19 protein-coding genes are annotated in these 22835 nt (G+C 59.3%); 3 read left to right on the top strand and 16 right to left on the bottom strand.

Annotated elements, in window-relative coordinates:
* Positions 1–40: 40 nt before the first annotated feature.
* The 5 genes from QD409_RS16795 to QD409_RS16775 form a co-directional block, all read right to left on the bottom strand.
* Entirely contained in the window at positions 41–1003 is a 963-nt protein-coding gene (locus tag QD409_RS16795; RefSeq protein ID WP_430763159.1) for a Csu type fimbrial protein, read from the bottom strand.
* A 15-nt stretch (positions 1004–1018) separates the two neighbouring features.
* Entirely contained in the window at positions 1019–3433 is a 2415-nt protein-coding gene (locus tag QD409_RS16790; protein WP_430763158.1) for a fimbria/pilus outer membrane usher protein, read from the bottom strand.
* Complete coding sequence (locus QD409_RS16785; protein WP_430763157.1) at positions 3405–4124, bottom strand: fimbrial biogenesis chaperone; 720 nt, start codon at positions 4122–4124, stop codon at positions 3405–3407. Before QD409_RS16785 ends, QD409_RS16790 begins: the two co-directional genes overlap by 29 nt.
* Positions 4125–4149: 25 nt before the next feature.
* Positions 4150–4647: a Csu type fimbrial protein gene (locus QD409_RS16780; protein ID WP_430763156.1), complete on the bottom strand. Its 498-nt coding sequence runs from the start codon at positions 4645–4647 to the stop codon at positions 4150–4152.
* Positions 4648–5073: 426 nt separating this feature from the next.
* Positions 5074–5979, bottom strand: a complete 906-nt coding sequence (locus QD409_RS16775) for a hypothetical protein (protein ID WP_430763155.1) — start codon at positions 5977–5979, stop codon at positions 5074–5076.
* 289 nt (positions 5980–6268) lie between these two features.
* On the opposite strand from QD409_RS16775, the gene QD409_RS16770 reads away from it, so the two are divergent.
* Positions 6269–6883, top strand: coding sequence for a hypothetical protein (locus tag QD409_RS16770; RefSeq protein ID WP_430763154.1), 615 nt, complete (start codon positions 6269–6271; stop codon positions 6881–6883).
* A 93-nt stretch (positions 6884–6976) separates the two neighbouring features.
* Here QD409_RS16770 and pepT read toward each other — a convergent pair whose 3' ends face one another.
* The 3 genes from pepT to QD409_RS16755 all read right to left on the bottom strand — a co-directional run bounded on the left by pepT (position 6977) and on the right by QD409_RS16755 (position 10483).
* On the bottom strand, positions 6977–8209 hold the full coding sequence (pepT, locus tag QD409_RS16765; RefSeq protein ID WP_092847675.1) for a peptidase T: 1233 nt from the start codon (positions 8207–8209) through the stop codon (positions 6977–6979).
* A gap of 248 nt (positions 8210–8457) precedes the next feature.
* Positions 8458–8982 (bottom strand): DUF992 domain-containing protein, encoded by a 525-nt coding sequence (locus tag QD409_RS16760; protein ID WP_092847672.1) that lies wholly within the window; start codon positions 8980–8982, stop codon positions 8458–8460.
* A 253-nt stretch (positions 8983–9235) separates the two neighbouring features.
* Entirely contained in the window at positions 9236–10483 is a 1248-nt protein-coding gene (locus QD409_RS16755) for an adenylate/guanylate cyclase domain-containing protein (RefSeq protein ID WP_092847910.1), read from the bottom strand.
* Positions 10484–10692: 209 nt separating this feature from the next.
* Here QD409_RS16755 and QD409_RS16750 point away from each other — a divergent pair, with 209 nt between their 5' ends.
* Positions 10693–11274 carry a nucleoside 2-deoxyribosyltransferase gene (locus QD409_RS16750; RefSeq protein WP_430763153.1) on the top strand — a complete coding sequence of 194 codons (582 nt, stop codon included), beginning with the start codon at positions 10693–10695 and terminating at the stop codon, positions 11272–11274.
* 108 nt (positions 11275–11382) lie between these two features.
* Here QD409_RS16750 and QD409_RS16745 read toward each other — a convergent pair whose 3' ends face one another.
* The 5 genes from QD409_RS16745 to QD409_RS16725 all read right to left on the bottom strand — a co-directional run bounded on the left by QD409_RS16745 (position 11383) and on the right by QD409_RS16725 (position 17883).
* Positions 11383–12201 carry a phosphate/phosphite/phosphonate ABC transporter substrate-binding protein gene (locus tag QD409_RS16745; RefSeq protein WP_430763152.1) on the bottom strand — a complete coding sequence of 273 codons (819 nt, stop codon included), beginning with the start codon at positions 12199–12201 and terminating at the stop codon, positions 11383–11385.
* Positions 12202–12206: 5 nt separating this feature from the next.
* The gene (locus tag QD409_RS16740; protein WP_430763151.1) at positions 12207–13211 is read right to left on the bottom strand and encodes an ornithine cyclodeaminase family protein; all 1005 of its coding nucleotides are present in this window, start codon (positions 13209–13211) and stop codon (positions 12207–12209) included.
* A 121-nt stretch (positions 13212–13332) separates the two neighbouring features.
* Entirely contained in the window at positions 13333–14859 is a 1527-nt protein-coding gene (locus tag QD409_RS16735) for an HAL/PAL/TAL family ammonia-lyase (protein ID WP_430763150.1), read from the bottom strand.
* A gap of 257 nt (positions 14860–15116) precedes the next feature.
* A complete protein-coding gene (locus QD409_RS16730; protein WP_430763149.1) occupies positions 15117–16895 on the bottom strand; it encodes an adenine deaminase in 1779 nt (592 codons plus the stop codon).
* A complete protein-coding gene (locus tag QD409_RS16725) occupies positions 16885–17883 on the bottom strand; it encodes a LacI family DNA-binding transcriptional regulator (RefSeq protein ID WP_430763148.1) in 999 nt (332 codons plus the stop codon). Before QD409_RS16725 ends, QD409_RS16730 begins: the two co-directional genes overlap by 11 nt.
* A gap of 514 nt (positions 17884–18397) precedes the next feature.
* Between QD409_RS16725 and QD409_RS16720 the strand changes: the two genes are divergently transcribed.
* Entirely contained in the window at positions 18398–20164 is a 1767-nt protein-coding gene (locus QD409_RS16720; protein WP_430763147.1) for a methyl-accepting chemotaxis protein, read from the top strand.
* Positions 20165–20446: 282 nt separating this feature from the next.
* On the opposite strand, the gene QD409_RS16715 is transcribed toward QD409_RS16720, so the two are convergent.
* The 3 genes from QD409_RS16715 to QD409_RS16705 form a co-directional block, all read right to left on the bottom strand.
* A complete protein-coding gene (locus QD409_RS16715; RefSeq protein ID WP_430763146.1) occupies positions 20447–20866 on the bottom strand; it encodes a hypothetical protein in 420 nt (139 codons plus the stop codon).
* 124 nt (positions 20867–20990) lie between these two features.
* On the bottom strand, positions 20991–21887 hold the full coding sequence (locus QD409_RS16710) for an ABC transporter permease (RefSeq protein WP_430763145.1): 897 nt from the start codon (positions 21885–21887) through the stop codon (positions 20991–20993).
* 11 nt (positions 21888–21898) lie between these two features.
* Positions 21899–22834 (bottom strand): ABC transporter permease, encoded by a 936-nt coding sequence (locus QD409_RS16705; RefSeq protein WP_092847630.1) that lies wholly within the window; start codon positions 22832–22834, stop codon positions 21899–21901.
* Position 22835 lies beyond the last annotated feature (1 nt).

The raw sequence follows: 22835 nt of genomic DNA, 5'->3' as shown, positions 1-22835 counted from the left end.
TCCAAGACCACTGCCATCAGCCCTTTAGCCACAATCTCGATCAGTAGGTAAGTGTGACGACCACCGTGTCGGTGTAGCTGCCCGGAGAGGGTGTCGTCTGAGGTGGCACACGACCATACACCGTCAAAAGCTGTGCCGCTCCGGTGCCGGTCCCAGCCACGGTACTGCCGGGTGTATTGGCGTCACCCCAGGGCTGTGAGCGGTTCGAATCCTTGTAAAGGCCATAGGTCACGGTCTCCGTCCCCTTGGACATCTTTCGCGCCGTCGGTGCAGCGCTCGCGTTGCCGCCATTCAGCGAGATCGTATAGGTCGTGCCTTGCGTACAGGTCGCCGTCACCGAGCCCGTTGCATCGACATTGGTGTGCAATACGCCCTGCGTCCCGAAATTGACGTTCTGGATGCTGACCAGACAATTAGCGGCGACACTCGCGCTCACGCTGAACGGAGCCGTTCCCACCGAACCAGAAGGGGAATCGCAATTGGTGGCGCTGCTGTAGCTGTAGTAAAAGGAAGTGTCTGTGGTCGAGAAATTCGATGTAAAAGCGCCCGCCGCCGCCGTCGGTTGACTGCCTAGGACCGTACCGTACAGGGTCATGCTCCCGGTTGCCGCGCTCAAAATGCCTCCGAGTATGGTCATGGTCATGGCGAAGGCAGGCGCCCGCGACGGATAGGACCAGGTGCTCGATCCCCAGATCACCGTTCGGCCGGAATCGGAGTAAATCTGATAATTTAATGGATTGGTTCCACTCACCATCTGCCGGGCCGTTGCCGAGGAAGCGCCGCCGCTGCCCGGTCCCAAGTTCGGGCAGATGAGGATACGCCTGCCGCCATCGAGGAGGCCGCCGGTGCAGCTGATGTTCAACGTGGCGGTTGAGGTCACGGGATTGCCGGACAAAGTATCGACGGCGCCAAAATTCATGTTGGTGACGGTGAAATTGCAAGTCTGCGCAAAGGCTAGCGATGGCAGCAGCGCGACGAGGAGAAAGGCAATGGAACGAAACATTTTTTCAACCTCCTCTCAGAAACATCTCACATTGTCGATCGCGACCTGCTCTCCACGCTTTGCCTCGTAGGTGAACTGGGCGTGGCACATGCTTCCGTCTTCGAGTGATACTTCGATCGAGTTTCGCTCGTGCAGTCCCCGGATATAGGCCTGGCCGTCATAGCCGATGACGAACTCCTCATCCGATCCCTGCAATTTGCCGCTGAGACCGGCGGGCAGAGGTGCGCCATTCTTATCCCCGATCGTCACAAGTGCTGCCTGAGGGGCCTCTGCCACGCCGAACTTGACCACGACACCGCTACGATCCGCGGGGACAACGACTTCCTTCGTCGCCGGTACATCGGCATCGACGGGAAGGTTCTTGGGATCGATGGAGACGGTATTCGGCTCGTAGGAATTGAGGTTGGGCACCAGGATGCGGCCGTTTTGGTTGGTCTTGCCGACCGGCCTGTTCTGCTGCTGGACCTCGACATCGGGGGCGCCGACATCGACGACGGCAAAGGCATCGTCGATGCGGTTGGTTGTGAAGACGCCGCCGCCGGCAGCTGCAATGGCACCGTCCATGCGAACCGTAGCGCGCGCATCCCGATCTTGCTGCTGAACGCCGGCTTCGACTTGCCCGAAAGGCGCCCGGTAGCTGACTGCCGCTTCCCGGTTCCTGTCCTGCCCCTCGGATGTGCGCAGCCGCCAACCGAAGCTGCCATTCTCCTGCTGCATCGACTTGGAAACGTCGGCAACCAAGGCGAGCCCGTCAGGCCCGCTCTGAACGCCGGTATTGGCGGTGATATTGCTCCCGAACGGGATGGAGAGACCGGCAAAGACACCGAAATTGCTGCGCTCGTCGAGATCGGTGAATGCGGTGGCGTATAGCGTCGCGTGCTTGAAGGTTTGACTGTAGGAAAGGCTGGCGATGTTGCTCTTCGTGCCATCAGCGTTTTCGAGCCTCGTGTAGGAAAGATTGAGGCTCGAAAGGTCCAGCGGCGTCGGCGCGCTCACAGTGATCTGGTCGATCGCGCGCGGCACGCCTGTGCTGAATATTGTGAATTCACCTGCGGAGCTCGCCGTCGGTTTGGCGGATACGGATGCGATGTCATCGTAATCGTCGAAGGCGCGCTGCACGCGCGCATAGAGGGCCCATCTGTTGTGGTTCAGTTCGAGCGAAGCATTGACGAGCGCGCCGGAGCGATCTCCGCTCTTGCTTGCTGCAGCCGCAACCGAGGCCACGCCCCAGGCACCCAGTGGGAAAGCGGCGCCCGCGCCGCCATTCAGCAGATCCGTTCCGCCCTCGAAATGGCCCTCCAGCGTCAGCCAATCGGTCAGGCCGTAGCGAGCGGTGGCAACGCCCATGATCCGGTTGTCATAATCGTCTGATTCCGTTCCGAAATTTCGACGGGGGACACCAAGTTCGGCCGAGAAGTCCATAAGGCCGCGCCGCAGAAGCCGGTTGGAGGAATAGAACGGCAACGTCTGGGTCGTCTCCCGCCCAAGGCTGTCGCGCAGCACGACCGTTGCTTGTCCGCCGCCTGAAAAGACGGGCAGATTGGTCACTTCGAACGGCCCTGCGGGGACGTCGCCCGAATAAGTCCTGACATTCTGGGCATAGATCTCGAGCGTCGAGGGGACCGCAGCAGTTCCGGCGAATGCCGGAAGAGGCTGGGTCACCAGATCCGAGCGCAGGGAGAAATTGCGCTGAAATTGAATGCCGCCGAAATAGACCGGCCGCGTCCATGAGAGCCCGCCGGTCGTCAGGTCGCCCGCACGATAGGTGATCAGATTTTTCGCATCGGAATAGCTCCAGGTCGTATTGAGGCGGGTCACGCCGTCGAGGCTGCCGTTGGAGTATCCGGCGATGAAGGATTGGCTGAGCGTGCCGTAGGGACTGAAAAGCCGGGCGTCGAACGATCCGGATATTCCCTGGAATATGCTGGAGTCATTTTTGAAAAGGCTATTGGAGCTTGCATAGAGAGAATAGTTGAGCACGGCGCCATAGCCGGCCTGGGGTGTCTGGGCCTTGCTCTCCTCCTCTTGCCTGACGTTGATGACGTGAGGCGCGCGCTCTTTGTCATTCGCCTGAATGTAGACCCGCTGGGTCGGGTCATCGACCTGATATGACAAGCCGGGCAGTGCGCCGAGTTCAATGAGCTTGTCACCCTCCGCGTGTGCCGGGGGCTTTATGCCGACCTCGCGCAGCTCCTCGGCGGTTGCTGCAAGCGAGCCGTTCGGGTGCTGTTTGAAATTGCCGATCATCTTTGTTGAGACGTTGTTGATGAATACTTCAAGGTAGACGTCGCGCGTGCCGGCGGACTGGTCGGCGGTGGCACCAGCGGCTGGCAGATCGGGAACTTCCTGAGCACGCAATGCCGAAACCGAGAGAAAGATGCTTACAAAGACGGTGCCGGCCTTAGTTTTTCGCGACGGCGACGTTTGCATTGAACGGCCCAAGATCGCTCTGGCCTTGCAAGGTGATTGTCCCGCCCGCGAGATATTTTGCCGTGGCAATCGGCCATTGCATCGTCGCGCCGCCAAGGACGTATCCGACCAAGCCGCTACGGCTGGCGATTTTCGCGGATCCCTGAGTGAGCGTTAGGTTCGATAGCCGGAAGCGGCCGCCGCCATTATTCCTGCCGGTCAAAAGCAGGCTGTTACCCTGCTTGCTGAGGTTCCAGGAGACTTCGGCCGGTTTGATATCGGCCCTCTTGAAAAAGACGGGAATGGAATGGCGCATGATCAGCGTTACCGTTCCGGACCGCGCGAGCTTCGGATCCGGAAGTTCGTCGACGATGACACGGTACGTCTCCTCTATTTTCACCGGCGTCTTGCTCGTGCGAACCACCCGGACGACATATTGGCCGTTCGGACTCATCTTCGCTGAAGGGGGGCTCGCAACGACATCTCTCGTCGGCTCGAGCCGCTCTACGCCACCTGTCTGGCTCCATTTGAAGATGCGTACCTGGACATTGATCGTGTGGTCCCCGTCGTTGGCGAGGTTGAGGACCGCGGTGCCGGATGGCGCAATGAGCTCCAGGCTGGTGGGGGCCACGCGCAGCGATGCTGCGTTCACACCGTGGGTACTCAGAAACAAAAGCATGGTCATGGCAATGCGTGGCAACATGCGTTGCATGGCAGCCTCCTGTGCGTGAAGTTTTCTAGTAGGTGACGGTGATCGCCACGGTATCGGTATAAGCACCGGGAGCAGGGGTCGTCTGCGGCGGAACCCGTCCATAAACCGTGAGGTTCTGGACATTGCCATTGCCCGTGCCGGTCTCGGTGTCGGTGCCGATCGTTGTCCCCCAGACTTGGCTACGCGCGGAATCCTGGTAGAGGCCGTAGCTGATTGTCGCCGCCCCAGGTCCAGTCATGAGACGAACGCTCGTGGTTGCACCGCTCCCCGCACCGGCGCTCAAGCCCACATTATAGGTTTGTCCGGTTGTACACTGAACGCCGATGGTACTCGTCTGGTCGATATTGGCGCCGATGACGCCGTTGGTGCCGAAATTAAGATTGCCGCTGGTCTGGATCAGACACTGCGCCTGGATGGTGATGCTGACCGTCATGTTGCCGTTCACGACGGCCGCCATGGCGGGCGGTTCTGCTATGATCAAAGCGGCACCAAAGAGAACAGTACCGCACAGCACTCTCTGCATTCGCGATCCCCTAACCGTGTTCTCTGAAACATCGGAATATCAGAAACTAATCATATGTTATTGATTCGAGCAATCAGCAGAGACCGCGTTCATTTGCTGTCAAAGTATCAAATGAGTTGCTCGCCGATATAAATCGCATTTGTTCAGTATTTACTTATGTATGGATGATGTTCCCGGAAATAGCGGTTAACGCTCGCTCGGCGTGCCTACTATGATATGTACAATTAAAGAGGGAATATATTTTCATTTCAACCTAACAATTCGACCCTGTTCATGGCGGCAGTCGATCGGTGATTCGATTTGGTCACGATGGAAGGAAGGGGCATAAATCGTGCATACTGCATGGCTGCGATACCGGCATCAATACTCGACTTGCCGAGCGAGTGACCCGTCGTACCCCCGTCAAATAGAGGTGAGCGTAGCCGCTCAGTTGATGACCAACCCGAGAGCCGTAGCATCCGATCTTTCGTCGCTTCCGTCAGCGGCGTTGAGCACGATATGGCTCACGGAGTCGATGATCGCGTATTTCTCCGCTTGATATCTCCAGTATTCGGAGACGAACGTGTGGGACAGCCAGAAGCTGCTCTTTCCCGGCGCGCCAACCCATCCGACGCTGCCGAATTCGGCGGCTCGCTTGAACAGGCGCTTCAGATGCGTTCTGGAAATCATGAACTGATCCTGCATCATCTTCATGGAAACACGGCCGATCAGCACCTTGTCCGCTGCAAAGTCGATCGAGGTTATCCGGGAGATGAGGTAATCCATGACAATGCTGCCGGATGTGGCCCAGTTGAACAGGTTGTACGTCACTCCGGGATTGCGAAGAGCATCGCTATCCACGATGCGCTTGGCAATGATGGGATGCATGCGCCAGGTCGCTTCCGGATCGAGGGCGATCGTCGCCATGCGGTTGCCGCCGTCGAGCGTATCGAGCACGATGAGATGGGTATGGATCCAGCGCATCATGTAGTCGCGAGTGAATGGTGTCGGCTCCAGTAGGGTGATGCGACGATCCGGACTGCGCTGCACCGGCTGAATGAACTTGTAGGCCAGCATCTCCTTTAGGAAGGCGGCGGCGGTATTGCGGCTGGCGATGCCGTGCTTCACGGCAAAATCGATGAATCGGCTACTATAAAGCCCTGGCGTCGGCTCGTCGGGATAGCCGAGGGACAGCGAAAAACCCGCATGTGCCATAAGCCATCGCTGCTGCGCTGCCATAATGGAGGCTATGCGGGGATTCTCGCTGTATATCGCCATAAGCTCATGTGCGCTCTGCAATATAGCAGATAGAAAATGCTCGTTGCGAACTAGCGCATTTGCCGTGAATACCATGCGAAAAATTCAATATTTTAAGTTTCATAAGGGAATCGTGAGTGGCTCCAGCCTCGGCCACGGGATGATAAGATCATAAGAACAGTTGTTTGTCTCGTGGTCTGCTCGATTAACTTTAAGCATAAGGCTTAACGGGGAAGTGTATCCCTTAAGCATCAGCCATTTTCGGCCCGCGCGCTTTCTTCAACATTTCTTTGCACAAGGCCTGCAGTTAGCCATGTTTCGGTAAAATCCGCGCCACAGTTCTCGCGAGAATGGGCATTCTAGATTTTGTCGGATGGAGCGATCGATGGATACGCAGCCTGTGAGATGGTGGAATGGTCAAAGCGAGACGACCCGGAGGTTGGGTACCGGGCTCGCAGTTTGCGGCACCGTGGTCGGTGCTCTCTATCTGATTGTCGAAACGGCCCCGACCGAGCGGGCTATGCGGCTGTTCGACGAGAGCGGCCGCATCACAGTCAGTAGCGCCAAGCCTTTCGAACATGTCGCGATGAATGGGCCGCAGCTCGCAATCGATGCGAGCCCGGTCCAGCAGCTAATGTCCGTGCCGATCCCGACATCGTCGCCTCTTGCTGCCGTCAAAGCCACGGTTCCGGCAAAGCATGTGGCGTCTCGTTCCGATATTGCAAAGACCAAGGTTGCAGCTGCCAGCGGCGTCGAACAGTTTGACCGCTGCCTGCCGCAATGTGAAACGCGCGATCCTTTGATTGCAGGCTATCCGCAATATGCCCAGGCCGAAGTGCCGTCAGTGAGCAGCGATCCGGCTCCCGTGGTGGAGGAAAGCGTAGGGTTCCGCCCGCTGGCGGGAGCGCGCAACCTGTTGAGCCAGGCGGTGGATGCGCCCGGCAACGTGCTTCGTCGCGGACGGCAGGCGCTCGACGATGTCGCTCGTCTTGACTGGTAAGCCTCCGCGCCTCCCACATAAAGCAGCCCCATTTCGCAACGAGGCTGCTCTTCGTTTAGATCTCGATGGGAGTTATTCTGCCTGACGTTGCGACTATGCTCGCTCCGCCCAGATCTTCGCCAGTTCAACGAGCGTTTTAACGGCCCTTTCCATATCCTGCCGGCTCACCCATTCGAGCGGCGAGTGAAAAGCATGGCCGCCGGCAAAGAGATTGGCGCATGGCAAGCCCTTGAACGAGAGCCGAGAGCCATCCGTGCCGCCGCGAATGCTGCCGCGCACGGGCGTCATGCCGGCGCGCCGGATTGCCTCCACGGCATGATCGACGATTTCCGGATGACCGTCGAGAACGGTCTTCATGTTGCGGTACTGGTGCTTCACCGTGAAGGTGTAAGACGAGCCGGGGTAGGCTGCCATGACGTCCTTGACGATCCCCTCCAGCATGGTCTCCTTGACCGCGAGGCCAGCCTCGTCGAAATCGCGGATGATGAAGCCGAGCGAGGCCTTGTCCATCGAACCGCTGACACCGGTCGGATGGATGAAACCGTCACGGCCGCTCGTCGTTTCGGGCGCGATGTCCTTCGGCAGCCTGTGGATGATCGCGCCGGCGATCTTGATGGCATTCTCCATCTTGCCGAGGGCAAAGCCTGGATGGATGGCGACACCCTGGATGAGGACCTCGACGCCGTCAGCCGAAAACGTCTCGTCTTCGATGTGGCCTGCGGTTTCGCCGTCAACCGTATAGGCAAATTGCGCGCCGAGCTTCTTGAGATCCACCTTGTCGACGCCACGGCCGATCTCTTCGTCGGTCGTGAACAGGAGCTTGATCGTGCCGTGGCTGATATCCGGATTGTCGACGAGATATTGGGCCGCCGCAACGATCTCGGCGAGGCCTGCCTTGTCGTCGGCACCGAGCAATGTCGTGCCGTCGGAGGTGATAATGTCATTGCCGATCTGGTCGCGCAGGGCAGGGTGCTCCTCGACGCGAATGACCTGCTGCGGGTCGCCGATTAGCCTGATATCGCCGCCGCGATAATCCCGCAGAACCTGCGGCTTGACGTTCGTGCCGGTGAAATCCGGAGCGGTATCCATGTGGGAGCAGAAGCAGATCACCGGAACCGGCTTGTCGACATTGGAATGAATGGTCGCGTAGACGTAGCCGTGCTCGTCCAGATGCGCATCGGTCAGCCCGATCGCCAGCAGTTCATCGACGAGAATGCGTCCCAGATTCCTCTGCTTCTCGGTGGATGGTTGCGTGTTCGAGGTCGGGTCCGACTGGGTGTCGACGACGACATAGCGAAGGAAGCGATCGGTGACGGTATCGGTCATGAGCTTGGCTCCAATTGGTTTTCTGCGTTGCATAGCTATAAAGCTGTGCCGCCTTAGCGTGAATCCGTTTCGCGCTAAACGAAGATGCCGAATAACAGGAAAACATGGGCCGGAGCCACGGAAAGCGGAGCCGGCTTGCCGACAAGGGCTCAGCAAGAGGCTGAGCGATGGCTCCAGCCAAGAAATGGCCGCCCCAGCGGGAGCCAGGGCGGCCGTAGAAACCATGCCGCTTCGCTGCGGCATATATCTTAGTTCGCCGGAGTCAGCGTGACAGACGTGCCGGTCGCGGCAAGGTTCAGGCCGAGCTGGCCGGTCACGCTCACAGTCTGGAGATGGATCGAGCCGGCGGTGCCGCCAACAAGAATGTTCGTGCCGATGCCGGCACCGACGGTCGCTTCGACGGTAGCACCCTGATAGAGGCCGCTCAGCGAGCCATGATGATAGCCGGCTGTCGGCGCGAAGACTGCCCAGAGGAGACGGCTGCGAGTGGTGAAGCCGAGATCGACACCCATCTTTCTGATCGCACCGGTATAGTGATCGATGCGCTCGCGTCCGACCGTCGAATGGAAGGTGCAATCCACCTCCTTGGCCGATCCGAGCACATAGCCGACGCCACCGCCGATATCGCAATCGAGATAGCCGATCTTAACGCCGTTGCGCTGGTCGGATTCCTCTTCGCGATAGGTCGTCGTCAAATCCGCCGCGCGCGCCACCGCCGTGCCGGCGACGATCAACGACGCTGCAGAAAATGCCAGTGTCAGAATTTTTCTCATCTGTTTTCTCCTTGTCAGAGTATTATGGGTGTCGGGCACCCTGTGCGGTCGAGCCGATAGAATCAACCCTTACCCAACGTCTGTAGCCGCAGAACGATCTCAAAAATAAGGCGGCTATCGTCATGATCCGCCTCACAATATAGAGCGCTATGCCGGTGGCGGCAGCCCCTTGCTCTTTCACGTTTTGCAACCGACTGAATCGCGCCGCGTCAAATCGGCCGCGCAAGAGTGCAGAACCCGAGGTTTCGGCCGATCACGCGTCTTCCAGCAGTTTCTCTTTTGCGGTGAAGGCAAAGACATCGACCGGTTCGCCAAGGCCCTTCAGCGGAAAGGAGCCGAGGCATTCCATATCGCGCTGGCAACCAGCCATGTCGACGAATGCCTTGGACAGCAGCACCGGCCGCTTCACCTGCTTGGTCAGCGTCTCCAGCCGGGAGGCAATGTTGACGGCTGGGCCGATGACGGTGAAGTCGAGACGGGTGCGTGAGCCGATATTGCCGTACATCACGTCGCCGACATGCACGCCGACGCCGTAGCGCAGCACCTCGCGGCCATTCTTGCGATTTTCGTCGTTGAGCGCTGCGACCGCTGCCTGTGCCTCGCTGATGGAGACGAGGAGATTGTGGCAGGCGTCGGGATTGCTGAGCGGAAAGATCGCCAGGAGCCCGTCGCCCATGAATTTGAGAATTTCGCCGCCATGCTTTTCGATCGGCTCCACCATCGCGTCGAAGTAGCCGTTGAGCAGCTCGATAACGTCGTCGCGCGGCCACATGTCCGAGATCGAGGTGAAGTCGCGAAGGTCGCAGATCAGGATCGCTGCGCCCACCGTGGTGCCGCTGCCGCGCGTGGTCGCGCCCGCCAGGATCTTCTCGCTGGCATGCGGCCCGACATAGGTGCGCAGCATTGTGCGAGTCATGATGTTCTTCAGCCTGATTTCGGTCACCATCGTCAGCGCCGGAAGCAGATCCTTCAGGAAGGTGATGTGCGCGTCGGTGAAGCCGCCCGGCGCATCCGAGGCGAAGGTGACGATATGGCGCTTACCGAGCGTGTGGTAGATCGGCCAGGCGATGTAATCGGTCAGTCCCTCCGCATGCAACTCCTTATAGAGCGAATAGGGAAGCTCATCCTTATGCGAAACCTCAAGATTTTGCCGGACCTCGACGGCCCCGTTGAAGATTTCGTTGATGGGGCTGGCCAGAAACTGCGGCGTGTTCTCGACGCCATAACTGAAAGTGGCGATGTCGCCTTCCTTCATGCCGGTACGCCAGAGGATTCGCGCGCCGAGCCACTGCGGATGCAGCGTCCTGAAATGCAGCGTCGATCGTCCGACCGGAACTCCGATCGCCCGCATCTTCTCGCACAACTCGACGAGGATGTTGTCGATGAAGCGTTGATCGCGAACGTCATTCATCAGCCAATCGAGGATCTTGCTCTGCTTCGTCGGCCAGATGCCACGGTCATCGATTTCTGAGCCGGCCATTGTCTCCATAGAAGATTGCATTTCCATACCCCGTAAATTCCTTCGCCTGTCATCGGCTCACGCAGCGTGACTATATCTTCCTCGCCATTTACCGGGAACGGTATTCGCGCCCAAGCTCGAGGATTTACAAGCCACTCGTCCGGTCTGGCGCGGCAGCGCTGAATCGGTCATATCACTGATATGGTTCCGCAGCTTGCCTGCGGCAAACATTTTGTTGGAAGGGCAAAGAATTGAGAGCATATTTGGCGGGGCCTGAGGTGTTCCTCCCCAATGCGAGAGAGGTTCTGGACCGCAAGATTGCCATGGCGCGCAGCCATGGTTTTACGCCGGTATCGCCCGGCGATCTTACCGTTCCCGAAACGGAAACAAGGCATCAGCGCGGTCTCGCCATCAGCGCCATCAACGAAAGCCTGATGACGAGCGCCGACCTGATCATCGCCAATCTGACGCCGTTTCGCGGCGTTTCGGCCGATGTCGGCACTGTCTTCGAACTGGGCTTCATGTGCGCCCGCGGCTGCCCGGCCTTTGCCTTCTCCAATAGCAGCGAAAATCATTTCGAGCGAGTGAGCGATCTCTATGGTGGCAACGTGCAGCTCGGCCCGGACGGACGCCACCGCGGACCGGATGGCATGGCGCTGGAAAACTTCGATATGACCGAGAATCTGATGCTGGACGGCGGCATCGCGGTCCGAAACGGCGCGATAATGACGCGCAGGGTGGCACCGGGCCAGCTCTTTCTTGACCTGACAGCCTTCGAGGATTGTCTGAAGCTGGCTGCCGAAAAATTGTTGAAACCGGCAATCCGCGCCTGATCTCTGCCGAGTGTCCGCTTCGTTTCGAGGCCGATCAATTGGATGCAAGGCGGGAAGCATGGCAGTTGCGAGCATGCCTGCCGCGATGGTGGCAGGCATGCCAGAGTGTCACCACGGCCCTCCCAGAGCGTCATCGATGGCTTGAGCTCTTGCCGGGAGCCGATCATAAGCTGCGATATCCGGTTTGGCGAAGCCGGCGAGGCCGAGCGAGCTTAGAATATCGCGCCCTTCCGGGCTTTGGTGCGCCTCAAGAAGGGCAGCTTGAAGTGCATTGATCCTCTCGGAAGGCTGTTGCCTGGCGGCGACCAGAAGTGGAAATGGCGCCGGCCTCGTCGTTGCGACGATGCGCAATGGGGCAATCATGTCCGGCTCGTGCAGTTCCAGTAGCTGATAGGCGTAGGCGTCGATCGCACCGACATCGATCGCACCGGTGCGGATTGCCTCGACCACGCCGCGCGGATTGAGCAGCGGGCCGATGGTTTCGCGCACCGAACGTCCGTTTGCGATCTCGGCGAAGAATTCCCGCGGGGCATTGTAGCCGGACTGCGAGTCCCGCACGGTCCAGCCCCAGCGCAAGGTCGCAAAATCGGCCTCTGCGAACAGTTTGTCACGCGCGGCGACGATGTGGCTTGCATAGACCGGCTGCCCCTTGGCCCAACCCGCCAGCGAAACGGGTGCAGCTAGCGGCACTGGTCGTTCGGCTGCTGCAACCCTCGAAAACGGAAAGCCGCACATGAAGACGGCACCCATGTCCGGCCGCGACCAGAGCTCGGAGAGGGGAGCGGGGGCTGCATGCGGAATGACCTCAATGTCGATACCGGATTGGCTCAACAGCCAATGGAAAAGGCGATCCCATTGTCCCGAAATTTTCGGGCTGAGATTGTACATGCGCGAACAGGCAATGGCTGGGGAGAGGCGCGTCGTCATGGCGGTCACGCGAAACGGAGGCGCTGGCCGATATTCATGCGCCTGGCCTTGTCGACCATCGCCGCGCCGAGTGCGACGTCGGTGGTGCTGAGCCCGCGATGCCAGAAAAGGATGGTCTCATCGTCGTTTTCGCGGCCTGGTTTAGCGCCACAGACGATCTGGCCGATTTCAGCATGCAGCGTCTCGGCGGTGACCTTGCCTTCGTCGACGTGGCGGCGCAGCGCGCCGAACGGACGGCCAGGCCCGCACTGACCCCAATCGTCGACCACCACCTTGTCCATGATGTCGGTCAGGTCGAATTCGAGCGCGCTCATCGTGCCGTAGGGGACGACGAAAGCACCTTTCTTGACCCAGGCGGTCTTGAAGAGTGGCGTCGGCTCCGGCAGGCGGCTGGCCTCGATCATGATGTCGGCACCCTTGAGGCAATCTTCCCAATTGTCCGTCACGATGATCTTCTTGCCCAGATCCTTCTCCAACCGCGCGGCGAACGCATCTCGGCTTTCCGGACGGCGCGAATGCACGCGGATCTCGTCGAAATCGAAGAGGTGATCGAGCAGGCGCACGTTCCAATAGGACGTGCCGCGCGCGCCGATATGGCCGAGGATCTTGCTGTCCTTGCGGGCAAGATGCCGGGCGCCGATCGCCGTGACGGCACCGGTGCGCATGTCGGTGATGGCAGTCGCATCGATAATCGCCTTCGGCACGCCGGTGTGTGGATCGAACAGGTTGAGCACGGCCATTTCAGAGGGCAGGCCCTGCTTGTAATTGTCGACGAAATCGCCGACGACTTTGACGCCGGCATAATCAAGTGGTTTCACATAACCGCGCAACACATTGAAATGACCTTTGTCTGAGCTTTCCGGGACGAGATGGACACGAGGTTCGATCACGGTCTCGCCGCGTCCCTGCGCGTCGAGCGCCTTGGTGACAGCGTCAAGAATCTCATCGTTGGAAAGCGCAAGTGCCTTCGCATCGATGGCGTTCAGATAGTCGATCCAGATTTCCTGCATTGCCATTCTCCAGGTCAGTTGCCGGTCATGCCGGCTTATCGAGGAAGGAGGCCGCGGACGGCCTGCCGGAAAGCTTCAATCAGGTGAGGCTACGCTCTTGGTGCCGCTGCCCCTGATTTCGTCATGGATGGGGAGCAGCCCCTTCTTCCCAAGGTGTGTTTCCTATGAATTCCGAAAGCCTCTGAAAATCCGGTCCCTGAGCCCGGTCCTCGTCGAGCGGCGGCACAAGGGCGCGAGCCTGCCGATAGGCCTGCTCTGTGCCCGCGCCAAGCTCACCCTGCACGCCGCGAAGCTCAACGGCCTGGGCCGAAGCGATGAGCTCGATGGCAACGAGATAGCGCAGCCGTTCGATGATCGCCTCGGTCTTTGCCAGAACGCTTGGCGCCATCGATGCCTGGTCCTCGATGCCATCGGCGACCGGAATGGGCGTCAGCGAAATCGGCGCAGCAAAATGGCGTATCTCGGTTTCGAGCGCCGAGACGGTTTTTTGCACGGTCGCGAAACCTGTGCGGCTCTGGCCGAGCGGTGTGAGGAACCGTGGCAGTTCCGACATCGCAGCCGACATGATCTTCATCGTGCGGTAGGCCGTCGCGGCTGCGCAATGCGCCAGCGCCTGGCCGAGGCGCTCCCAGGCGAGCACGAAAGCCGTCATGTCGAAATTGCCATGCGAAAGGATGAGGCCTTCGTCCGCCAATACGACGGGGTTGTCACCGGAGCTGGCGATTTCAATCTCCGTCGCCTCGCGAGCCTCGGCGATCGCATGGAGAAGCGCACCCCAGACCTGCGGAGCACAGCGATAGCTCAAAGGATCCTGCAGTCGCCGGGCCGCGCCTTCGGTGAGCAGCGAGCCTCCGGAAAGCAGGTCGCGGAGCCTCGCTGCCGCCTCACGTTGACCGAATGCCGGCCTTGCCGCCAATGCCCGGTCGTCGAAAGCGGATACGTTGGCGCGGAAGGCTTCGAAATTCAGTGCGATGGCCGAAAGCGACCAGTCGGACAGCCGCTCCACATCTTCGAGGCAGAGGCAGGCTTTCCCGACGGAGAGGCTGTTGGCGACGACAAGAGCGTGACCGTCCTTCGGCCCGAAAGGCAATGGTTTCAGTCCAGCCGTTTCAAGAGCTTCGCCGGCCGCCATGACGACACCGCCGACTTCGGCCTCACCATCCCCTAACAAGGCCCGACCCATATGTGCAAGCGGCGCGAGATCGGCGGCGCCGATGGAGCCCAGCGAGGGCACAACGGGATGGAAGCCGGCATTCAGCGCCGCCACCAGGCCGGAGAACACCGGCAACGAGACGCCAGAGCCGCCAGCTGCCATGCCGGTGATGCGCGCCGCCATCATCGCCCGCACGACATCCCGCGGCAACGATGCTCCGACGCCGACTGCACGGGCTTGCGGCACACGCATCTGGAAAGCGACAAGATCATCCGTATCGAGCCTGGTATCGACGCCTGCGCCCAGTCCTGTCGTCAAACCATAAACTGGCCTATCGTCTGCCAGATAGCGTTCCACGACGGCACGTGCGGCGGCGATCTTCCGCTCGACATCAGGTGAAATCTCAATCAAGGCGTTCTGCCGCGCGATCGCGGCGATATCGCTCACCGTCGGGGGCATTCCGGTGAAGGATATGATGTTGTCCGCCTTGCTCATTGCCGCCTGCCTCCAAGAAGTGCGATCGGTTTCCTGCGATCTTCGCCGGAATACGCCTCCCGTCGAAATCTGTCGTTGGAATAGATCGGCACCACACATATCACGGCATAGGGGTGGCGACGGTCATACCGATTGGAGAACACTCTATCTCCTTACTCTGCTGGATCGGGCTGCATCGCCCGGCTGCCCGACATTCATATTTGAGGCCATTGCGCATATCTCCCAAGTCGGCCAACGCTGCCGTGCGGCGGGTGACCTCAGTTTCGGCTTGCAGCCATAAGCGGTCTGATTTCCTGGGTCGTCCCGTCAGTCAGTCCAAGATCGGTGACGTGCGGGCCGGGGTTGCATGCAAGGCTGGCCCCGACGACTGCCTTGAAGGTGCGAATTGGCGGCATCCAATCGGCGATCGCATCGGCTGCCGTGCGCAGCTTGGCGAAGTCGTCGGCAACTTGCTTTGCAGGAGCGTCCGACAACAGTCCGCAGACGGGCAGGGCGAGCACGGCCGTAACCTTGCCGCCTGCCGCCGTTGCCATGCCGCCGCCGGCATCGATGACGGCATTGGCAGCCGCAGCCATATCTGCGGGATCGCGACCGAAGACGGTAAGGTTGTGACTGTCATGCGATATCGTCGTTGCCAGGGCGCCGCGCCAATGGCCCCAATCTTCCAGAATGCCGATGACGGGCGTGGGGTCTTTTCTTCCATGGCGATGGATGACGGCCATCAAGAGCATGTTGTCAGGCAGCACGAGCTTGTCGTCGCTTACTTTGACAACCGCCTCTCCCCATTTGGTGAAACGCGGGCTGACGACCGTGTGGACGCGTGCCTCGGTCGTGCCTGGAAGCCTGATGTCAAAATCGGCGGCAGAAAGCTTTTGAAGCTTTACGGTGTCGCGGTAGGCGTCTGTGGAGATGCTATCATCGGCTGCGGTAAGTTCGCCATTTCTTGCGGCCTCGCGACCCGATGCATAGACGCGGTCAACCACGATCTTTTCGAGATCGGACAGGATAACGATATCAGCGCGCCGGCCAGGAGCGATCAGTCCGAGATCGTACCGATTGAACCACATTGCGGCATTGAGCGTGGCGGCGCGAATGGCGTCGATCGGCTTCATGCCGTGGGCAATGAGACGCCTGAGAACGGATGACATTGCTCCGTCGCTCAAAAGATCATCGGGGAAGACATCGTCGGTGCAGATCGTCAGCGTCTGCGGCAAATGCGGCAGCTTCTTCAGCGCCTCGATCACGCCGGGAAGGACATAGTCATGGGAACCGCGCAACTCGACGGTAAGGCCGGCTCGCAATTTCGCCAGCAGATCTTCGCCCGACGTAATCTCATGATCCGATTGAATGCCAGCCGAGACAAAGGCCTGCAAATCTGCGTCTTCGAGGCCGCGGGCATGGCCGCAGACGCGCTTGCCGCTGGCAAGCCCGGCTTCCACGACGCCGCGCATCGGCTCGCTTCGCTCAAGCACGCCGCGCATGTTCATCACTTCGGCAACGCCCGAAATCTCCGGCCAGCTCAGCATGGTTGCCATTTCGCCGGCCCGGAATTCCGCACCGGCGAGCTCCAGGCCTGGTGCCGAAGGGACGCAGGATGGCGCCAAGGTCAAAAAGCGCAGCGAAAGTTGTTTCGTTTCTTCCAGCGCCCATCGAATGCCGTCGAGGCCGGCGACATTACCAACTTCATGGGGATCCCAGCACACGGTCGTCGTTCCCTGGGGGACGACGGTCTCCGCATATCGCCTTGGCGTTACCATCGAGCTTTCGACATGCATGTGCGTGTCGATAAATCCGGGCGTGATGAAGCATCCTGAGGCATCGGTGGTCTGCTTGGCGTCCGTCCTGCTTGCTGCAGCATGAACGCTTGCAATCAAGGGGCCGACAAGGCCGATATCGGCCGGCCGCATCTCCGAGGTTGCGACGTCGACAAGTGTCCCGCCGACGATCAGCACATCGAACGGTTCAAGGCCGCGTGCCGCCCGTACGGCGTGATCTCGCAGGGCAGACGAATTGAGGTCATGAGGTTCATTCGGCATTTTTATCTCCCTGGGAGAAGGCCGACGGGCGTGCGGTGGATTGCCTCACGACAAGATCGGTTGGGAAAATTCTGCTGGCATCAGCTTCGCCGGTGACGAAGGAAAGCGCATGGGTGGCCACCGCCTCGAGATCCTGGCGGACCGTGGTGAGGGGCGGCGAGACTATCTGCGCCCACATCAGGTCATCAAAACCCGTGAGCGATATATCTTGCGGGATGCTGTAGCCTCTGTCCCGGACAGCGAGAGCAAAGCCTATGGCGAGCGCGTCATACGCGGCAGCGCAGGCGGTAAAGCGACTGAGATCGAGCTCGCGGCCGAGAACACCGCCTGCTTCGAGGGTTGCGTCGCTATATTTCAGCGTCGGCTGGATCCCAGCCGAAACGAAGATCTCGCACATTCCTTCGACGCGCTCGCGCGCCACCAGCGAATTTTCCGGCCCGGCAAGGACAAGAAGTCTGTCGTGACCGAGCTCAATCAGGTGCCGAGCTATCTTGCGACCACCTTCGCGGTGATCGCTTGCAGCAATATTGCCGGCGGTGGCGGCGCTGTCGATGATGGCAACCGGGACTGAAAAGCTCTGCGGCATAACTGTCGTGCCCCGGGTCGGTATGATGATCAGAGCATCGACGCCGCGAGCGATCATGTTTCTTATTTCGAAATCCTGCTGCGCGGGATCACCCTCGCTGTCGCCGATCAAGACGGCAAGGCCTCGCTGCTTGGCGGCGCGTTCGATGGCCTGGGCAAAGGCGGGAAACAGAGGCTGCCCGATATTCGGAACCAGCAAGCCGATTGTATTGCTTTTCCCCGTGCGCAGCGCGCGCGCCGCGTGATCCGGGACATAGCCCAGCGTCTCCGCCTCTGCCCGAATCTGCAAGGCCAGGGCCGGCGAAACTCGTCCCTTGCCACGCAGGGCATTGGAAACGGTTGCCGTAGAGACACCCAGCCTGTCTGCAATCTCGCGAATCGAAGAAGGGCGTGTTTCGCTCATTTGGGAATGGTCTCGATCTCCTCTGATTAAACGATTAATCAAAGTGATGTATTTTTGCAAGTCCTTATTTGCAGAGGATGTCTTTTGCGCGAGGTTCGCCGATAATGGTCTATCCGCATCTATAGGTGAAACAGCCTTAGCCTCATCGCGTCGATTGGTTCAAGGCTAAACGCATGGATTGTAGCTCGCCATCGGCCGCTGAAGCCATCGGCAGGCACAACAATGGATCTTATCGCCATTTTTCGCCTTCCCGTCCAAAAAGATAGAAAGTCTATAGGAAGTATATAGATAATGTAAATCCTATATATGAACTATCATATGTGAGAGATAGTCTATCGCATCTGCGTATTAAAGCCTCTCATTGAAGTAATGAAGGGGCGAATCCACGCCCTAAAGATTTCGTTAAGTATTATGATTTATTAAAATTGAACATACTAATTTTGCAAATTCGAAGGAACTAAATCCTTCGTCGAGTGAATTTCTAGTTGAAAGAGCCGGAAGGGATATCACGACGATGTTAGGAATCCATGGTGCCGCTGGAACGATGAAAACCGGTGCGTTGGATGCGATGAGTGCCAATATCATGATCGCTGACGCCAAACTCAATATTGTCTATATCAATCCGGCAACTCGGGAATTGCTGCAGGAGGCCGAAAACGACCTCAAGAAAGAACTGCCGCGGTTCAGCATGGCGACCCTCGTCGGCTCCAACATCGATATCTTTCATAAGAATCCGGCGCATCAGCGTTCAATGCTCGCGGCTTTGAAGAAACAACACAGGGCGACGATATCCGTTGGCCAGCGCATGTTCGATTTGATCGTGACGCCGCTTATGCGAGCAGAGAGGATCATGGGCTTCGTCGTTGAATGGGCCGATGCGAGAGCGAGAATCCAGAATACCGATTATCGCAATCAGCTGTTGGCGATCAATCGTGTGCAGGCTGTCATAGAGTTCACGCCAGCCGGCGAGATCGTCAGCGCCAACGACAATTTCCTGGCGGCGGTCGGCTATACGCTCGCCGAAATCAAGGGGCAAAATCACCGCATATTTCTGGAGGAAGGCGAGGCGGGAGATCGTCAGTTTGAGCAGCTCTGGACAGATCTCCGCGCCAACAATCCTCATATTGGGGATATTATACGCTACGGCAAAGGCGGAAGAGCCATCTATCTGAATGCGTCCTACAATCCGATCACGAATGACGCTGGAAAAGTTGTAAAAGTCGTCAAATTCGCAACCGACGTCAGCGAACGCGTATTCGCTGTGCGCACGGTCGGCGATGCATTGTCGAAACTCGCGCTCGGCGATCTGAGCTTCTCGCTCGATCGGCAGTTCGCAAAGGATTTCGAGGCTTTGCGGGAGAATATGAACTCGGCCATGCAGCAACTAGGCGAGACGCTCGCCTCTGTTTCCCGGTCGACCGGCTTGATCGATGATGGCGCACGCGAAATCAGCGATGGCGCCAGCAATCTGTCGCGGCGCACGGAGCAGCAGGCTGCGGCGCTGGAGGAAACGGCTGCCGCCCTCGATGAAATCACGGTCAATGTCGGCAACGCCTCAAAGCGGGCCAATGAGGCGCGTCAGGCCGCCGCAACGGCAAATGACAGCGCATGCCGCTCCGGACAGATCGTTGCCGATGCCGTCGGCGCAATGGCACGTATCGAGGAGTCCTCCAATAGCATCGCCAACATCATCGGCGTGATCGACGAGATCGCCTTCCAGACGAATCTCCTGGCGCTCAATGCCGGCGTGGAGGCTGCGCGCGCCGGCGAAGCGGGTAAGGGATTTGCCGTCGTCGCTCAGGAAGTGCGTGAACTCGCCCAGCGCTCGGCCAAAGCTGCCAAGGAAATTAAGGAGCTGATCCGAAATTCCTCGGAAGAGGTGAAGCATGGCGTGAAGCTCGTCCATGAGACGGGCGATGCGCTCAAGACGATCCAGGACAATATCACCTCCGTCAACGAGCATATGCAGGCCATAGCGGTCTCCGCGAACGAGCAGTCCACCGGATTGTCCGAGGTCAATTCCGCCGTCAACCAGATGGATCAGGTGACGCAACAGAACGCGGCAATGGTGGAGGAGGCAACAGCCTCAAGCATGACGCTGGCCCAAGAGGCCGAACGGCTGCGGCAGATGATTACGCGCTTCAAGCTGCCGGGGCAGTCGAGCTACGCCGGGGCAGCTCAATCCGCGGCCACGTCGACCAATGAGGATGCATTCGCCTCGTTCAGCGAACCGAAGAAAATCGTACGCCTGTCCTCCAATTCGGTAGCGAGAGGTCGATGAGGAAGCGCACAGGTCCCGGCGGATGGAAAGGTTCGATGTCGAATCCGCAAAAGGACCTGTGCAGCCCTCACGAGCAATTGGGTTAAGAGCGATCGGCGTTCATTCGATCATTTCCGGAAGCGACGGTTCAGCCGAAGGCTGGATCGTCGCTTTCGTCAAATAGGAGCTTGCTGTCACCCATCGGATAATACGGCGCGTGCGGCAATCGCTCATGTTTTCGCTATGAGCCTAGCAACACCCTGCAAGATACTTGGATCTCGCCGGACGGCTTCTGCCGTCGGGTCAGACGTATGCTTCCCGCTTGCCGAAGTCGGTGGACGCGTCGAAATTCTTGGTTCCGATACGATCGCTTTCGCCGGAAAGCGCCGAGCCCGATTTGCCACCCTTATTTTCAGTGTTTGCGGCCGAGTTCGCCCTATCGGCGTCCTGGAGCTTTTGAAGCTGTGCTTGAAGCTTGCCTATCTGCTTTTGCAGGGAGGCCTTTGTCTTTTCGTCCGTTGCCTTATCCAGCTCTTTCGTCTTCTCCTTGATTGCGGCTTGAAGCTGAGCCTCGGTGGCGGCAGACGATGATGCGTTGGCAACTGCCGTTGCCGCGGCAGATGAAGAGACAGCAGAAACCATGGAGCGTTGCCCTTTGAAAAGTTTGCGCGAGCATCGCATGGCCTTGGTTAACGCAGGACTAATCCGCAGCCTGCCGGGCATGACAGTTGCCGAGTTGTGTTATGGACGAAAGTCTTCGGATCGTCGCTTTGAACGAGCACCGCGATGCCGCAAGGGGCTGGGGTACAGCGGCGCCGGCAAAGCCCCAGGCTTAAGATAACCTCCTTCAGCGCAGGGTGGGGTCCAGCCTGTCGCGCAGCCAGTCCCCGACGATCGATATCGAAAGTGTCGTGACAACGATGATCGCGGCGGGTGTCAGCATGATCCATGGTGCGGACTGGATATAGTCGCGGCCATAGCCAACCATGTTGCCGAGACTGGTCTGCGGCGGCTGCAAGCCGATGCCGAGGAACGATAGGCTGGATTCGAGCAGGATGACGCCAGGGATGTTGAGCGTCATGGCGACGACGATCGTGGTGGAAATATTGGGCAGGATATGTCTCAGGTAAACGCGGGCCGGCGAAGCGCCGATATCGCGGGCGGCAACCGCATAGCCCTGGGCATTCGCGGAAATCGCAAGCCCCCGCGCCATGCGGGTGATGATATCCCAGCCGTTAAGGCCAAGCAGCAACACGAAGATGACGAGAGAATTGCCGAGGAATGCCAGCACGGCTATGGCGATGATCATGAAAGGCATGGCCAGCTGGGCGTCGACCATCATCAGGATCAGCTGGTCGACCCAGCCGCGAAAATAGGCGGCAAGGAACCCCAGGGTCACCCCGATGATGGTGGTGATGATGGTGGCGGCGAGTGCGATGGTGATTGATATGCGGATCGAAGCGATGACGCGGGAAAAGACGTCGCGTCCGAGCTGATCGGTGCCGAGCATGTGCTCGAACGTGCCGCCGAACAGGGCGGGCGGGCAGAGGCGCGCCAGGACATTGGTGGCCATGAAATCATAGGGCGCCAGCCAATGGGCAAAGAGCGCGACAAGAATCATCAGCCCGAGCCAGGCGAGGGAGATCAGCACCAGCGGCGGCCAAGCGGAGAAGAAGGCCCGGAGGTTGCTTTTCCTCTGGATGACGCCGCCGAAGGCCGGCGCGTTTTCAACTTCGGCTGCCATCGGAAATTCTCCTATGATTTGGCCTGGCGTGGCGCGCGCATGCGCGGGTCGATGACGCCGTAGAGAAGATCGACCAAAAGGTTGGACATGACCATCATCGCGCCGATGAGCAGCAGGATGACCTGCACCACCGCCAGATCGCGGGACGTGACCGACGAGATCAACAGACGCCCGATTCCGGGCCACGAGAAGACGCTTTCGACGACGACGGCGCCGCCAACCATTGAGCCGAGCATGAAGCCGAAGATGGTGACGATAGGCACGGCGGCATTGGGCAGTACGTGGCGAATGACGATTTTGGTCCACGGCACACCCTTGGCGCGGGCGGTCCGAACGAAAGGTTGACCGAGCACTTCGACCATTGCTGAACGGGCGTAGCGCGCGATGACCGCAGCGCCGGCGATTGAGAGGGTCACGATGGGCAGTACCATGTGGAGCGGGCTCGAGTAACCGCCTGACGGCAGCCAGCGCAACTGCACCGCAAAGATCAGCGCCAGCACCAGGGCGAGTACGAAGGTGGGCACTGTAAAGCCCAGCACGGAGATCGACATGATCAGCCGGTCGAACACGGAATTGCGATGCAGGGCGGCGGTAATGCCCGCCAAGAGGCCGAGCGCCGTTTTGAGCAGTAGCGTGGGTGCCATGATGGCGAGCGTCGCCGGAAGCCGGTCGAGCACGACGGCGAGGGCGGGCCGGTTCTCGCGCATGGAATTGCCGAGATCGCCGTGCAGCACCGCGACCAGATACTTATAGAACTGTACCCAGATCGGCTGGTCGAGACCCCATTGGCGGCGGAAGGCCTCGATGACTTCCGGCGGCGTATTGGCAACGTCGAAAAACCGGCTCAGCGGATCGCCCGACAGGCGCATCACGAAAAAGGCAAAGGTGACGATGATGAACAGCGTCATCAGCGCTCGCAAAAGTCGCGAGCAGACGAACTGGACCATG

This window comes from Rhizobium sp. BR 315 (genome assembly GCF_050577975.1).
GTDB classification, from domain to species: domain Bacteria; phylum Pseudomonadota; class Alphaproteobacteria; order Rhizobiales; family Rhizobiaceae; genus Rhizobium; species Rhizobium miluonense.
This window is presented reverse-complemented; position numbering and strand designations above follow the sequence as displayed.

Coding starts and splice junctions, on each gene's coding strand:
- QD409_RS16795 (WP_430763159.1), bottom strand. CDS start 1,003: ATGTTTCGTTCCATTGCCTTTCTCCTCGTCGCGCTGCTGCCATCGCTA.
- QD409_RS16790 (WP_430763158.1), bottom strand. CDS start 3,433: ATGCAAACGTCGCCGTCGCGAAAAACTAAGGCCGGCACCGTCTTTGTA.
- QD409_RS16785 (WP_430763157.1), bottom strand. CDS start 4,124: ATGCAACGCATGTTGCCACGCATTGCCATGACCATGCTTTTGTTTCTG.
- QD409_RS16780 (WP_430763156.1), bottom strand. CDS start 4,647: ATGCAGAGAGTGCTGTGCGGTACTGTTCTCTTTGGTGCCGCTTTGATC.
- QD409_RS16775 (WP_430763155.1), bottom strand. CDS start 5,979: ATGGTATTCACGGCAAATGCGCTAGTTCGCAACGAGCATTTTCTATCT.
- QD409_RS16770 (WP_430763154.1), top strand. CDS start 6,269: ATGGATACGCAGCCTGTGAGATGGTGGAATGGTCAAAGCGAGACGACC.
- pepT (WP_092847675.1), bottom strand. CDS start 8,209: ATGACCGATACCGTCACCGATCGCTTCCTTCGCTATGTCGTCGTCGAC.
- QD409_RS16760 (WP_092847672.1), bottom strand. CDS start 8,982: ATGAGAAAAATTCTGACACTGGCATTTTCTGCAGCGTCGTTGATCGTC.
- QD409_RS16755 (WP_092847910.1), bottom strand. CDS start 10,483: ATGCAATCTTCTATGGAGACAATGGCCGGCTCAGAAATCGATGACCGT.
- QD409_RS16745 (WP_430763152.1), bottom strand. CDS start 12,201: ATGACGACGCGCCTCTCCCCAGCCATTGCCTGTTCGCGCATGTACAAT.
- QD409_RS16740 (WP_430763151.1), bottom strand. CDS start 13,211: ATGCAGGAAATCTGGATCGACTATCTGAACGCCATCGATGCGAAGGCA.
- QD409_RS16735 (WP_430763150.1), bottom strand. CDS start 14,859: ATGAGCAAGGCGGACAACATCATATCCTTCACCGGAATGCCCCCGACG.
- QD409_RS16730 (WP_430763149.1), bottom strand. CDS start 16,895: ATGCCGAATGAACCTCATGACCTCAATTCGTCTGCCCTGCGAGATCAC.
- QD409_RS16725 (WP_430763148.1), bottom strand. CDS start 17,883: ATGAGCGAAACACGCCCTTCTTCGATTCGCGAGATTGCAGACAGGCTG.
- QD409_RS16720 (WP_430763147.1), top strand. CDS start 18,398: ATGTTAGGAATCCATGGTGCCGCTGGAACGATGAAAACCGGTGCGTTG.
- QD409_RS16715 (WP_430763146.1), bottom strand. CDS start 20,866: ATGCCCGGCAGGCTGCGGATTAGTCCTGCGTTAACCAAGGCCATGCGA.
- QD409_RS16710 (WP_430763145.1), bottom strand. CDS start 21,887: ATGGCAGCCGAAGTTGAAAACGCGCCGGCCTTCGGCGGCGTCATCCAG.
- QD409_RS16705 (WP_092847630.1), bottom strand. CDS start 22,834: ATGGTCCAGTTCGTCTGCTCGCGACTTTTGCGAGCGCTGATGACGCTG.